Here is a 13,913-nt window from a genome sequence, read left to right as displayed (position 1 = left end):
AGAATCGCACCGGTGGCGCCCGCGGGTGCCGCCGGTGCGGACGCCCGTCGTGTCGCTGCGCATCAACGAGACCTGCGTCAACTGCGACGTCTGCGAGCCGGCCTGTCCGAACCAGGCCATCTCGATGGGCGAGACCATCTACGTGATCGATCCGGCGCGCTGCACCGAATGCGTCGGCCACTTCGACGAGCCGCAGTGCGTGGCCGTCTGCCCGGTGGAATGCATCGATCCGGACCCCGAGCATCCCGAGAGCAGGGAGGCGCTGCTGGAGAAGCTTCGCCGACTGCAGCGGGAGCACTCTGAGCTCTATCCGCACCAGGCCGCTCCATGACCCTTGTCCATCGCGTCCTGCTGGCACTGGCCCTGCTGGTGCCGGCCGCGCTCCCCGTCCACGCCGAAGCGCCCGCGCGCGGGCAGGCCGGCGCCACCGCGCATCCGCCGGGTGCGGCCATCGCCAGCGCCCATCCGGCCGCCACCGAGGCCGGCTTCGAGGTCCTGGCCAAGGGCGGCAACGCCTTCGACGCCGCCGTGGCGGTCTCGGCCGCGCTGTCGGTGGTCGAGCCGATCAGCTCCGGCCTGGGCGGCGGCGGCTTCTTCCTGCTGCACGACGCGGCCAGCGGCCGCGACGTGTTCGTGGACGCACGCGAGACCGCGCCGGCCGCGGTGACTTCCGAGCGCTACCGCGGCGCCGACGGCAAGCTGGACAGCGACCGCGCCCAGAACGGCCCGTGGGCGGCCGCCATCCCCGGCCTGCCGGCGGCACTGGTGCACGTGGCCGAGCGCTACGGCCGCCTGCCGCTGTCCGAGAGCCTGGCCCCGGCCATCCGCCTGGCGCGCGACGGCTTCCCGGTCTACGGCCGCCTGGAGCGCGGCTACGCGGCCCGACGCGAGGTCATGGAGCGCTACCCCGGCACCCGCCAGGCCTTCCTGATCGACGGCAAGCCGATGCGCGAGGGGCAGATCCTGCGCCAGCCCGACCTGGCGCGGACCCTGGAGGCGATCGCCGAGCGCGGCTTCGACGGCTTCTACCGCGGCCCGGTGGCGAAGAAGCTGGTGGCCGGCGTGCGCGCCGCCGGCGGGCAGTGGACCGCCGAGGACCTGGCCGCGTACCGGGTCAAGGAGCGCGAGCCGCTGCGCTTCCGCTACCGCGACTGGGAGATCGTCACCGCGCCGCCGCCGTCCTCGGGCGGCGTGGCCCTGGCGCAGATGCTCAACATCCTCTCCGCCTGGGACCTGCGCGGGCTGGATCCGGCCGCGCGCGCGCACCTGACCATCGAGGCGATGCGCCGCGCCTACCGCGACCGCACCTTCTACCTGGGCGACCCGGACTTCGTGCACGTGCCGGTGGACGTGCTGACCAGCCCGTACTACGCGGCCGGCCTGCGCGCGACCATCCACCCGGAGAAGGCCACCCCCAGCGACGCGCTGTCGGGCCTGCCCACGCCGCTGGAGGACGAGGAGACCACCCACTTCTCGATCATCGACGCCGAGGGCAACCGCGCCGCAGTCACCCAGACGGTGAACCTGCTGTTCGGCTCGGGCCTGGTGCCGCCGGGCACCGGCGTGCTGCTGAACAACGAGATGGACGACTTCGCCCTGCTGCCGGGCCAGCCCAACGCCTTCGGCGTGATGGGTTACGAGGCCAACGCGCCGCAGCCGGGCAAGCGCCCGCTCAGCTCGATGACCCCGACCTTCATGCTCTCGCCGGACCGCATCGCGGTGCTGGGCACCCCGGGCGGCAGCCGCATCATCACCATGGTGCTGCTGGGCGTGCTGGGCTACGACGATGGCCTGGGCGCGCAGGAGGTGGCGGCGCTGCCGCGCTTCCACCACCAGTGGTGGCCGGATGTGGTGCTGGCCGAGCGCGGCGCGTTCGACGCGGCCACCGCGCAGCGTCTGCGCGCCATGGGCCACACCCTGGACCTGCCCGAGGACAACGTCAGCGGCCGGGCCTCCAGCCACGTGTGGGGCAACCTGCAGACCGTGATGTGGGACCTGCGCAGCGGCACCCTGCAGGCCGGCGGCGATCCGCGCTACCGCGAAAGCTCCGCGCAGGTGCGGCAGATGGAGGCGGCGGCCGCGCCCTGAGCGCGGCCGGCTTGCGGGTTCTTAACCGGCACGCGGCTAGCATTCGCGCATGAAACTCTGGTCCATCCGCGGCAACTCGCAGAAGCTCGACGGCGGGGCGATGTTCGGCAACGCGCCCCGCGCCCTCTGGGAGAAGTGGGTCAGCCCCGACGAGCACAACCGCATCGACCTGGCCTGCCGCGCGCTGCTGGCCAGCCCGCTCAACGGCAAGACCGTCCTGTTCGAGACCGGCATCGGCGCGTTCTTCGAGCCGAAGCTGCGCGAACGCTACGGGGTGCAGGAGGACCGCCACGTGCTGGCGGACTCGCTGCGCGCGGCCGGCTTCGAGCACGAGGACATCGACGTGGTGGTGCTCAGCCACCTGCACTTCGACCATGCCGGCGGATTGCTGGCGCCGTGGGCCGAGGGCAGGGCGCCCGAGCTGCTGTTCCCCAACGCGACCTACCTGGTCGGCGCCCGCCACTGGGAGCGTGCGCGCCATCCGCACCCGCGCGACCGTGCCAGCTTCATCCCGGAACTGCCCGGCCTGTTGGAGGCCAGCGGCCGCCTGGAGATCGTGGACGGCCCGTACTCGCGGGCGCTGGGCGAGGCGGTGCGCTTCCACTACAGCGACGGCCACACCCCCGGCCTGATGATGGCCGAGATCGTCGGCCCAAGGATGGTGGACGGCCAGCCGCACGGCGGCGTGGTGTTCTGCGCCGACCTGATCCCGGGCCGGTTCTGGGTGCACCTGCCCATCACCATGGGTTACGACCGCAACGCCGAGCTGCTCATCGACGAGAAGCGCGCCTTCCTCGAGGACAAGCTGGCACGCGGCGTGCGCCTGTTCTTCACCCACGACACCGGCTGCGCCCTGGCGGAAGTGGTCCGCGACGGGAAGGGGCGCTACGGCACCACCGGCGAACTGGCCGAGCTGCAGGCGATGCCGCTGGCCGGCTGAGCGGCCGCGGCGCCGGTGTTCCCGCGGAGCCGCTCCTGCTGCGGCGCGGCTTGCCGCGGCCCGGCGGCGGCCGGAGGATGGCGCGGCCCTTCGACCGGGGAGGTCCCGCATGCGAGTCCGCCGCCTGCCGCCGTTCCTGTCCGTTCCCCTGCTGGCCGCGCTGCTGGGCGCGGCCGTGCCCGCCGCCCGCGCCGCGCCCGGCGTGCAGGTGCGCATGGACCAGCTGGGCTTCCTGCCCGGCGCGCGCAAACTGGTCGTGGCCGAGGGCGGCGCGCCCCGGGCCTTCGAGGTCGAGCGCGAGGACGGGCAGGTGGTGCTGCGCGGCCGCTTCGGCCCGGCCGTGCGCTGGGACGCCTCCGGCACCCGGGCGGCGGTGGCCGACCTGAGCGCGCTGGCCGAGCCGGGCCGCTACCGGCTGAAGGTGGACGGGCATCCGGTGCCCGATCCGCTGGTGGTGGACGCCCAGGCCCATGCCGGCCTGGCCGATGCCGCGCTCAAGGCGTTCTACTTCAACCGTGCAGGCACCGCGCTGGCGCCGGAGCACGCCGGCGTGTACGCGCGTGCGGCCGGGCACCCGGACACCGGTGTGGAAATCCATCCCTCCGCCGCCACCCCGGCGCTACCTGCCGGCAGCGTGGTCTCCGCGCCCAAGGGCTGGTACGACGCCGGCGATTACAACAAGTACGTGGTCAACTCCGGCATCAGCACCTGGACCCTGCTGGCGGCGTGGGAGCACTACCCGCGGTTCTTCCAGGAGCGCGACCTGGGCATCCCCGAAAGCGGCGACGCGGTGCCCGACATCCTCGACGAGGCCTGGTGGAACCTGGAGTGGCTGCTGGCCATGCAGGACCCGGCCGACGGCGGGGTCTGGCACAAGCTCACCACGCTGCGGTTCTCCGGCATGGTGATGCCGGAGGCGGACACGGCGCGGCGCTACATGGTCGGCCGCGGCACCGCGGCGGCGCTGGACTTCGCCGCGGTGATGGCCACCGCCGCGCGGGTGTACGCGCCCTTCAAGGCGCACTTCCCCGGCGTGCCGGCGCGCATGCGCGCGGCGGCGGAGGCGGCCTGGCGCTGGGCGCTGGCCCACCCGGACCTGCCGTACCGGCAGCCGGAAGACGTGGCCCCCGGCGCCTACGGCGACGGGCATTTCGACGACGAGTTCGCCTGGGCCGCGGCCGAGCTGTACCTGCTGACCGGGGAGGCGGAGTACTGGCGGGCCTTCGAGCGCCACGCCCGCGACCCGGGCGTGCCCGCGTGGCCGGACGTGGGCGCGCTGGGCTGGGTGTCGCTGGCCCACCATGCCGACCGCCTGCCGGACGATGCGGCGCGCCGGCGCGTGGCCGCGGGGCTGGAGCGGCTGGCCGCGCGCCTGGCCGCGCGCTGGCAGGCGTCGCCCTGGCGGGTGGCGATGCAGCCGGAGGACTTCGTCTGGGGCAGCAACGCGGTGGCGCTGAACCAGGCGCTGATGCTGCTGCAGGGCTACCGCCTCACGCAGCGGCGCGAATACCTGGACGCGGCGCAGTCGCAGCTGGACTGGGTGCTGGGGCGCAATCCGCTGGGCGTGTCCTTCGTCACCGGCCAGGGCCTGCGCACGCCCCGGCACATCCACCACCGGCCCTCGGCCGCCGACGGCATCGCTGATCCGGTGCCCGGCTGGCTGTCCGGCGGGCCCAATCCGGGGCAGCAGGACGCACGCGACTGCCAGGGCGTGCCCTATCCGTCGAAGCGGCCGGCGCTGTCCTGGCTGGACCACGAGTGCAGCTACGCCAGCAACGAGGTGGCGATCAACTGGAACGCCCCGCTGGTGTACGTGGCCGCGGCCCTGCAGGCCCTCACACCCCCGTCCCCGTACGGGCATGCAGCTGCGAACCGGCCGGCGCGTCCGGATCCCGCGTTCAACCGCCACGCACAAGGCACGCCAGGAAGCGCCCGGGCGTTCGCCTCCGGCTGCGGTCGCCGCGTGGCCCGGCGCCGGCTTGGGCGGTGCCGTCCAGGCCGCCGCTGGCGCGGCTCCTGCGACGGCTCCGCGTACGCGACCGCGGGCCGGCACCGGCACACACGCATCCTCGCCCCGCGTCAAACCGCCCGCAGGAGGTGCGCGGAAACGGTCAATCCACCCGGGTGCCGAAGATGCGGTCGCCGGCGTCGCCCAGGCCGGGAAGGATGTAGCCCTTGTCGTTGAGGCGCTCGTCGATGGCGGCGGTGTAGATCTGCACGTCCGGATGCGCGGCCTCCACCGCGGCTAAGCCCTCGGGCGCGGCCACCAGGAAGATGCCCTTGATCCGGCGCGCGCCGGCGCGCTTGAGCATGTCGATGGTGGCCACCAGCGAGCCGCCGGTGGCCAGCATCGGGTCCAGGATCAGCGCGTCGCGCTCGTCCAGCCGCCCGGTCAGGCGCTCGAAGTAGGGCACCGGCTGCAGGGTCTGCTCGTCGCGCTGCAGGCCGACCACGCTGACCTTGGCGGCCGGGATCAGGGCCAGCACGCCCGGCAGCATGCCCAGGCCGGCGCGCAGGATCGGCACCAGGGTGATCTTGGCCCCGGCGATGCGCTTGACCTGCACCGGGCCGGCCCAGCCCTCCACCGTGGCGGTCTCCATCGCCAGGTCGGCGGTGGCCTCGTAGGCCAGCAGCGTGCCCAGCTCGGTCACCAGCTCGCGGAAGCCCTTGGTGCTGAGCGAGGCGTCGCGGAGCAGGCCGATCTTGTGCTGTACCAGCGGGTGGCGGACTTCGACGGCGGCCATGGCGGGACGGTGCGGTAGGGGTGGGCATAGTCTGCCCGGTCCGGCCACGGATCCGCGAGGGGCTGGCAGGGCTGCAAAAGCCGGGTGCGTTGGGGAGGCCGTGTCCTGCCGCGATCGTTGGCGGGCGTCGCTGCGGTCGCCAGAAGCACGGGCAGCGCCCGCGTCTTCGCGAGCCGCCGCCTTCGCAGGAGGCGGCCTTGCCGGCGACGCGGGCGACGGGATGACGAGGCGGCCAGCCATCCGGCGGGCATGTCGCCCGCAAGGCGGGCTCCTACAGGGTGGGGCGTTCCTGCGCGTTTCTCATGCGTCGGGCGGCCGCGACATGTGCTCGCAGGAGCCGGCCTTGCCGGCGACGCGGGCGAATGGATGACGAAGTGGCCAGCATGGGACGGCACGGCCACAGCCGCAGCCTCCCCGTCCATGGTCACCGGCATCCGCCGCGGCATCCTCGCCATTCCGCCTTCCAGACCGGTCCAAAAAAGGAGCCGGCCTGCGCCGGCTCCTCCTTCCCCCGGTGCGTGCCGTCAGAACGCCCAGCGCATGACCAGCTGGTAGCTCGGGCCGGCTTCCTCGGTCTCCAGCTCGTACTCTTTGTAGTTGCGGTCGAGCTGGTCCTCCAGCGTCTTGAACTTGTCGAAGAATTCGTCCTTGCTCGCGTCGAGCAGGTTGTTGGCCGACAGGCGCACCGAGAAGCTGTCGCCGAAGCGCTTCTCCACGAACGCGTCCAGCTCCTCGCCGTACCGGATGATGGCTTCCTCGCCGAGGAACCGGGCGTAGGCGTCGCCCTGCTTGCGGTAAGTCAGGCCGAAGCTGGCGGCCAGCGTCGGCAGGTCCTGGATGAAGCCGATGTTGAAGGTGCTCTTGGCCTGGTCGTTGAAGCGGCGCTCGCCCATGAAGTCGTCCACCTTCGAATCGACCCACGAGTAGTTCAGGAACACGCCCGTGTTGTCCATGCCGAACACGGACAGCGGGGTGGACAGGTCGAACTCGAAGCCGTAGACCTTGCCGTCGCCGACGTTGGCCGAGGTGAACAGCCAGCTGTCCGGCTGGAACGGGTTGGCGGCGATGGCTTCCGCCTCGCTCGCGTAGTCGCCGTCCTTGACCATCTTGTCGATGTCCTTCTTGTAGTCCTTGATCGCGGCCTTGCTGGGCTCGCCGGTGTTCACCAGCTCGACCAGGTCCTTCACGTCGCGGTAGAAGAAGTTCAGGCCCACCACGCCGCGGCGGCCGAGGCGGCGTTCGAAGCCCAGGTCGATGCCGTTGGCCGTCTCCGGCTCCAGCTCCGGGTTGCCGATGTAGTCGTTGTCGCCGAACTCTTTGTCCAGCAGTGCCGGGATCAGTTCGTTGAAGTTCGGGCGCTTGACGGTGCGGGCCAGCGACAGGGTGATGCGGTCGGCGTCGGTGACGTCCCAGCGCAGGTTCACCGAAGGCAGCAGCTCGTTGTAGTCCTTGTCGACGCGGCCTTCGCTTTCGCCGTCCTCCAGGTAGTCCACCTGGCCGCGGGTGGTCTCGTAGCGCAGGCCGGCCTCCCAGGCGAACACCGCTCCCTTGCCGCTGAGCATGACGTACGGGTCCACGCGCTTCTCCTCGATCACCGAGGCCACGCTGCCGTCGAGCGCGTAGTCGGCCGGGAAGGCCGGCGCGGCCTGGCCTTCCTCGTCGGCCTCCCACTCGTAGCTGGTGACCAGGCTCTCGCGCTTCTTGTTGCGCACATCCACGCCGAACTCCAGTTCGGCGCCGCCGGCCGGGCGCTTGTGCGCCAAGGTGAAGCCGGTCTCGCTGTCCTTGGCGTCGATAGCCTCGGCCTCGTAGACGGTCTCGTCCCACTCGGCGCCGTCGATGCTCCAGGTCTCGTCCCAGCCGGCCGCATCGCCGACGTAGACGTGCTCGCCCTCGGTGGTGCCTTCGTAATTCTCGAAACGGGCGTGGTCCAGGCTCAGCCGGGTGGTGCCGCCAGCCATGTCGAAGCGGTAGTCCAGACCGATGCCGTAGTTCTTCTGGTCGTAGGGGTTCAGGCCAGGCACCCGCTTGTTCTGGACCTCGTCGTCGTCCAGCTCCTCCTCGAACGACACCTCGGTGACGTCGCGGTCGGTCTTGACGTAGAAGGCGTCGAGGCTGAAGCGGCCGGTCTGGCCCACGTCGGCCGTGTAGCTCAGGTTGGCCGAGTAGTCGCGGCCGTCCTTCACCTCGGTCTGGTCCTCCCAGCTGACCTTCTCCTCCCTCGTGTCGTCGGTGAAGCGGTCCGAGCGCTTGAACTTGGAGCGGTAGCGGTCCTGCACGTTGACGCCCGCCAGCAGGCGGCCGCCGAGTGCCTCGAATGAGGTCACCGCGCCGAAGGTCGGGTTCGTTTCGCCGTCGTACCAGCGGTTCACGCCGACGCGGATGTAGCTGCCGTCGAACACGTAGGCGTCGCGCAGGACGATGTTGATGGCGCCGGCGACGGCGTCGCCGCTGCGGTTGGCGCTGGCGCTGCGCTTGATCTCGATGTGGTCGACCATCTCGGCCGGGATCCGGTCGACGTAGAAGGACCGGTCGTCGCCGGCGCCGGGCACCTTCTTGCCGTTGATCAGCACCTGGGTGTAGCCGCCGCCCAGGCCGCGCAGCTGCGCGCCGTCGTACTCCATGATGTCGCTGCCCACGAAGCCCACGCCGGGCACGCGCTTGAGCATGTCGCCGACGGTGTTGGGCTCGAAACGCTGGAAATACTCCAGGTCGTACACCAGGGTCGGTTCGATATCCCCGGAGCGGTTGCGGTAGGCGATATCGGCCTGTACGACGACTGCATCGAGCTGCTTCGGCTCGCCGGCCGCCGAGGGCGCCGGCCCGGGCGCGGCGAGCACGATGCATGGGAGCAGCGGCAGGCTGCAGGCGAGGGCGCGGGAAATGCAGGTGGCCAGCGGGGTACGCGTCATCGGTTCCGTTCCGGAAGGGAGGCTGGAAAACGGACGGAACTGTCGCCGCGGCAGATGGCAGCGTTGTGACACGTGATGGATCGACGACCAGGCGATTGCCGACGCGTGGCTGTCACAATCGCTTCATAGGATGCCTCGCGTCACGAACCTGCCGGGGAGTCCCATGAAACTGCATCCGTTCTTCGCACTGCTGGCGCTGCTTGTGCTGGCGGCATGCCAACCCGATGCGCCCTCGTCCGGGGCGGCCGACCGCGAGCCCGACCAGTACGACGGGGACGACATCCTGCTGCGCGACCACCAGGTACCGCATGTGGTGGTGAAGGAAGCCTTCCTGACCCCGCCCACGCCGGAGGACAACATCGATTCGCCGGCCAGCTGGATCCAGGACGGCAAGCGGATGCTGGTCGCCAGCGCCAAGGCCACCGACCGGCTGGTGGTCTACGACGGCGACAACGGCCGGCGCCTGCGTACCGTCGGTGGTCCGGGCACGGGCCCGGGCCAGCTGCGCAGGCCCAACGGCGTGGCCACGATCGACGACCGCTACCTGTTCGTGGTCGAGCGCGACAACCGCCGGGTGCAGATGTTCTCCCTGCCGGACTTCGTTCCCCTGCTGAGCTTCGGCCAGGACGGGCTGCAGCAGCCCTACGGCCTATGGGTGCGCCACCGCGGCCAGGGCTACGAGGTACTGGTCAGCGACGCCTACATGGCCGGCGAGGACGCGCAGGGCGACGACATCGTGCCGCCGCTGGACCAGCTGGACCGGCGCTTCCGCCGCTACGAGGTGGTCCAGGCCGCGGACGGCTGGAGCGCGCGCGCCGCCGGGACCTTCGGCGACACCAGCGCCGCCGGCGCGATCCGGGTGCCGGAGTCGCTGTTCGGCGACGAAGCCCACGACCGCCTGCTGGTGGCCGAGGAGGACGTGCCCACCGGCACCCGCCTGCGCGAGTACGACCTGCAGGGTCGCTACCGCGGCCGCGACGTGGGCGCCAGCCAGTACCGGGCCCAGGCCGAGGGTATCGCCCTGCTGCGCTGTGCGGATGGCAGCGGCTGGTGGGTGGGCAGCGACCAGTTCGCCGCCCGCACCGTGTTCCACCTGTTCGACCGCCGCAGCCTGGCGCACGCGGGCTCATTCGCGGGCGAGGTCACCGGCCTGACCGATGGCATCTGGCTGGACGAGCGCGGCGATGCGCGCTTCCCGCAGGGCGTGCTGTACGCCTCGCACCTGGACCAGGCCGTGGCCGCGTTCGACTGGCGCGATATCGCCGCGGCGCTCTCGCTGCCGGAGTGCCCGCGATGAGTCCGGCGGGCCGGCAGGCATCGGCGGGTCTGCTGGCGCTGCTTCTGGCCGCGTGCCTGGCGCCGGTGGCCGTGGCAGGCGGGCCAGCGGTCCGCCATCCGCTGCACGTGGACCAGCCGGCAAAAGCGCCGGAGGAAGTGCTGCTGGCGGTGGAGATCCCCGCCGGCAGCGCGACCAAGTACGAGATCAACGACGAGGGCCTGGGCGAGGTCGACCGCTTCCTGTCGATGCCGGTGGCCTATCCGGCCAACTACGGCTCGATCCCGCGCAGCCTGGCCGGCGACGGCGATCCGCTGGACGCATTGGTGCTGACCCGCCAGCCGTTGCATCCGGGCACGCTGGTGCGGTTCCGCCCGGTGGCGGTGCTGCGCATGCGTGATCGCGGCGAGGAGGACGCCAAGATCGTCGGCGTGCCGATGGACGCGGTGGATCCCGCTTTCGCGCCGATCCGCGACCTGGGCGACCTCGCACCGATGGAGCGAGAGCGGATCGAGGCCTTCTTCCGCGTCTACAAGCAGCTGCCCGCAGGCGCCGACACGGTGGAGCTTGCCGGATGGGGCGATGCCGGCGAGGCCCGTGCCACCGTCGCCGCAGCGCTGGCGCGCTACCTGGCGAAGTAGCCGGGTAGCCCGTCGACCCGGCCGGCGTCGCCGGCCGGGAAGCGTGGCTCAGGCCGCCGAGGCCTGCTCGCGGCGCGGGCCCTCGCGCAGGGCACGGCCGACCAGGGACACCAGCAGGTCCACCTCCTCGCTGTCCATGGCGAAGTGCGGGGTGAAGCGCAGCGAGTTGGCGCCGCCGTGGATCACGTTGAGGCCGTGCCGGCGCAGCCACTCCTCGGTGGAGCCGGCGCCGTAGCACTTGTACTCGGGCGCCAGTTCGCACGAGAACAGCAGGCCGGTGCCCTGCACGTTGGTGATCGCCCCGCCCAGCTCCTGCTGCAGGCGGCGCAGCCTGGCCAGCGCCTCCGCGCCGCGCGCGCGGATGTTCTCGCGCAGGGCCGGGGTGATGCTGTCCAGCACCGCGCAGGCCACGTCCAGGGCGCGCGGATTGGTGGTCATGGTGTTGCCGTAGATGCCCTTGCGGTACAGCGCGGCGGCGCGCTCGTTGACCGCCAGCACCGACAGCGGGAACTGGCCGGCGTTGAGTGCCTTGGAATAGGTCTCCATGTCCGGCGCCGGCAGGTCCTCGAAGCCCGGGTAGTCGACGATGGACAGCACGCCATGGGTGCGCAGGCCGGCCTGGATGGAGTCCACCAGCAACAGGCTGCCATGCTCCCTGGTCAGGCGGCGGGCGGCGGCGTAGAAGGCCGGCGGCAGCGAGCGCCCCGGGTCGCCTTCGCCCATCACCGGCTCCAGCAGCACGGCCTCGATGAACCAGCCCTTGGCTTCGGCGTCGGCGAAGGCCTGCTCCAGCGCGGCCACGTCGTAGGGCGGCACGGCGATCACCGAGTCCTCGCCGCGGAAGCTGGCCAGGTACTGCTGGTAGGTTTTGCGGGTGGAGTCGGAGTAGATCGCCGGGCGTTCGGTGCGGCCGTGGAAGCTGCCCTTGACCACCACGCGCTTGATGGCGCGGCCGGCATGGCGCGCGCCCGGCTCGGTCATCTCGCGCGCATTCACGTCGGCGATGCGGGTGCCCAGGCTGACGGCTTCCGAACCGGAGTTGAGGCACATGAAGGCGGCGTAGGGGCAGCCGTTGCGCAGGCCGATGGCCTGGCGGATGCGGCGCTCGAAGCGCAGCTGCGACAGGCTGGGGGTCATGATGTTGGCCATCACCTGCGGACGGGCCAGGGCCTCCTGCACCGTGGCCGGGGCGTGACCCAGGCCGAGCATGCCGTAGCCGCCGGTGTCGTACAGCACCGCGCCCTTGAGGGTAACGATCCACGGGCCGCGCGCGGCCAGGGCCACGTACGGGTTGACCGAGTCGTCGGCGTAGAAGTTGACGTAACCGGCCTGCAGGGTGCTCAGCTGCGCCTCCTCGTCCAGGTCCAGCAGGTCGGCAAACTCGCCGCGCAGGCGTGCGTATTCGTCCGCGGCGGCGTTGATGGCGGCGCCCAGGTCCGGGTGGCTGGCGGCCAGGCGCTCCACCGTGGCGTCGTCCAGGCCCGTGGTCAGGCGCTGGCCGGCGTGGGCGCGGAGCGGGGCGAGTGGAGCAAGAACGGACATGGACAACCTCCCGGGATTTCAGGCGGGCCCGGTCGTGGCCGGGCCGTCGATGGATGGACAACGCCGGCCGGACCATGCGCCGGACGGCCTTGTCGGGATGGTAGCCGGCCGGGATCGTCGTTCGGCAGTGATGAACTGTGCGGAAACACCGTATATTTCGTCGGAACGACGAAGGAGCCTGGGCAGAATGAAGGTCACCCCCTCGGACGAGCGCCTGATCGCCCTGCTGCGCGAGGACGCCCGCGCCTCCACCGCGCAGATCGCCCGGCGGCTGGGCCTGTCGCGGACCACGGTGCAGAGCCGGATCGACCGGCTCGAGCGGCAGGGCGTGATCCGCGGCTACACCGTGCGCCTGCACGAGGGCTACGACCAGGACCGGATCCGCGCCCACATCATGATCACCGTGCTGCCGAAGAAGATGGCCACTGTAGTGCGGGCGCTGGCGGAGATGCCGGAAGTGCGCGCGCTGCATTCGGTCAGCGGGCCGTTCGACCTGGTGGCGCTGGGGGTGGCCTCCGACGTGGGCGCCATGGACGAGCTGACCGACCGCATCGGCGCGGTGGACGGGGTGGAGCGCACTTCCTCGGCCATCATCCTGTCCACCAAGTTCGAGCGCTGAGCGGCCGCGCGCGGCGCGGGCGGGGCGCTCCACTACAATGGGCGGCTCCCCAGCCGTGGCCGCCGCCTTGAAGAAGTCCGACTTCCACTACGACCTGCCCGAGGAGCTGATCGCCCAGGCGCCGCTGCCGGAGCGTTCGGCCAGCCGCCTGCTGGTGGTGCCGCCGGCGCCGGGCGCGTTCGAGGACCGCCACGTGCGCGATCTGCCCGGGCTGCTGCGGCCGGGCGACCTGCTGGTGTTCAACGACACCCGGGTGATCCCCGCGCGGCTGTTCGGGCAGAAGGAAAGCGGCGGCCGGGTCGAGATCCTGATCGAGCGCCTGCTGCCCGGCGACGAGGCGCGCGCGCAGATGCGCGCCAGCAAGTCGCCCAGGGCCGGTGCGCGCATCCTGCTGGACGCCGGCGGCCACGCCGAGGTGCTGGGCCGCGCCGGCGAGTTCTTCCTGCTGCGCTTCCACGTGGACGGCGGGCTGGAGCCGTGGCTGCTCAGGGCCGGGCGACTGCCGCTGCCGCCGTACATCCGCCGCGAGCCGGGCCAGGACGACGCCGAGCGCTACCAGACCGTGTTCGCGCGCAAGGTCGGCGCGGTGGCCGCGCCCACCGCCGGCCTGCATTTCGACGAGCCGCTGCTGCAGGCCCTGCGCGAGCGCGGCGTGGAGTTCGGCCACGTCACCCTGCACGTGGGCGCGGGCACCTTCCAGCCGGTGCGGGTGGAGGACGTGCGCGAGCATCGCATGCACAGCGAGTGGCTCAACGTGGGCGCCGAGCTGGTGGCCCAGGTGCAGCGCACGCGCGCGGCCGGAGGCAGGGTGGTCGCGGTGGGCACCACGGTGGTGCGCGCGCTGGAGACGGCCATGCGCGACGGCAGCCTGCAGCCCTTCGCCGGGGAGACGCGGATCTTCATCTTCCCCGGCTACCGCATCCGCAGCGTGGACGCGATGGTGACCAACTTCCACCTGCCGGAAAGCACGCTGCTGATGCTGGTGTCGGCCTTCGCCGGCCGCGAACGCATCCTGGAGGCCTACCGCCACGCGGTGGCGCGGCGCTACCGCTTCTTCTCCTACGGCGACGCCATGCTGTTGTGGGGGCAGGACGCGGCGCCGTAGCCCCCGGCGCGGCCGCCCGGCCCCCGCTGCGGCGGCCGCGGCGGCG

General features: G+C 71.9%; 10 protein-coding genes and 1 pseudogene. 8 read left to right on the top strand and 3 right to left on the bottom strand.

Annotated features, from left to right (window positions below):
- Window positions 1–49: 49 nt before the first annotated feature.
- From CR938_RS00505 to CR938_RS00490, 4 genes and pseudogenes are all read left to right on the top strand, one after another.
- Entirely contained in the window at window positions 50–331 is a 282-nt protein-coding gene (locus CR938_RS00505) for a YfhL family 4Fe-4S dicluster ferredoxin (RefSeq protein ID WP_162123143.1), read from the top strand.
- Window positions 328–2,088, top strand: coding sequence for a gamma-glutamyltransferase (gene ggt, locus CR938_RS00500; RefSeq protein WP_162123113.1), 1,761 nt, complete (start codon window positions 328–330; stop codon window positions 2,086–2,088). Before CR938_RS00505 ends, ggt begins: the two co-directional genes overlap by 4 nt.
- A 49-nt stretch (window positions 2,089–2,137) precedes the next feature.
- Window positions 2,138–3,028 (top strand): MBL fold metallo-hydrolase, encoded by an 891-nt coding sequence (locus CR938_RS00495; protein WP_162123112.1) that lies wholly within the window; start codon window positions 2,138–2,140, stop codon window positions 3,026–3,028.
- A gap of 109 nt (window positions 3,029–3,137) precedes the next feature.
- Window positions 3,138–4,871, top strand: a pseudogene (locus tag CR938_RS00490) (glycoside hydrolase family 9 protein); the annotation flags it as partial.
- Window positions 4,872–5,139: 268 nt separating this feature from the next.
- Here the strand turns inward: CR938_RS00490 and upp are convergent.
- Together upp and CR938_RS00480 are read right to left on the bottom strand one after the other, a co-directional pair.
- Window positions 5,140–5,772 (bottom strand): uracil phosphoribosyltransferase, encoded by a 633-nt coding sequence (gene upp, locus CR938_RS00485; protein ID WP_162123110.1) that lies wholly within the window; start codon window positions 5,770–5,772, stop codon window positions 5,140–5,142.
- Between the two features lie 524 nt (window positions 5,773–6,296).
- Complete coding sequence (locus tag CR938_RS00480; RefSeq protein ID WP_162123109.1) at window positions 6,297–8,684, bottom strand: TonB-dependent receptor plug domain-containing protein; 2,388 nt, start codon at window positions 8,682–8,684, stop codon at window positions 6,297–6,299.
- Between the two features lie 163 nt (window positions 8,685–8,847).
- Here CR938_RS00480 and CR938_RS00475 point away from each other — a divergent pair, with 163 nt between their 5' ends.
- On the top strand, window positions 8,848–9,981 hold the full coding sequence (locus CR938_RS00475; protein WP_162123108.1) for an NHL repeat-containing protein: 1,134 nt from the start codon (window positions 8,848–8,850) through the stop codon (window positions 9,979–9,981).
- A complete protein-coding gene (locus CR938_RS00470) occupies window positions 9,978–10,601 on the top strand; it encodes an inorganic diphosphatase (protein ID WP_162123107.1) in 624 nt (207 codons plus the stop codon). The genes CR938_RS00475 and CR938_RS00470 overlap by 4 nt, the downstream gene beginning before the upstream one ends.
- Before the next feature lie 48 nt (window positions 10,602–10,649).
- Here the strand turns inward: CR938_RS00470 and CR938_RS00465 are convergent, their stop codons facing one another.
- Window positions 10,650–12,143, bottom strand: coding sequence for an aminotransferase class III-fold pyridoxal phosphate-dependent enzyme (locus CR938_RS00465; RefSeq protein ID WP_162123106.1), 1,494 nt, complete (start codon window positions 12,141–12,143; stop codon window positions 10,650–10,652).
- 187 nt (window positions 12,144–12,330) lie between these two features.
- Here CR938_RS00465 and CR938_RS00460 point away from each other — a divergent pair, with 187 nt between their 5' ends.
- Together CR938_RS00460 and queA are read left to right on the top strand one after the other, a co-directional pair.
- A complete protein-coding gene (locus CR938_RS00460; RefSeq protein WP_162123105.1) occupies window positions 12,331–12,762 on the top strand; it encodes an Lrp/AsnC family transcriptional regulator in 432 nt (143 codons plus the stop codon).
- A 37-nt stretch (window positions 12,763–12,799) separates the two neighbouring features.
- Entirely contained in the window at window positions 12,800–13,867 is a 1,068-nt protein-coding gene (queA, locus tag CR938_RS00455; RefSeq protein WP_162123104.1) for a tRNA preQ1(34) S-adenosylmethionine ribosyltransferase-isomerase QueA, read from the top strand.
- Window positions 13,868–13,913 lie beyond the last annotated feature (46 nt).

The sequence above is a fragment of the Pseudoxanthomonas taiwanensis genome, assembly GCF_010093135.1.
In the GTDB taxonomy this organism is placed as follows: domain Bacteria; phylum Pseudomonadota; class Gammaproteobacteria; order Xanthomonadales; family Xanthomonadaceae; genus Pseudoxanthomonas; species Pseudoxanthomonas taiwanensis.
This window is presented reverse-complemented; position numbering and strand designations above follow the sequence as displayed.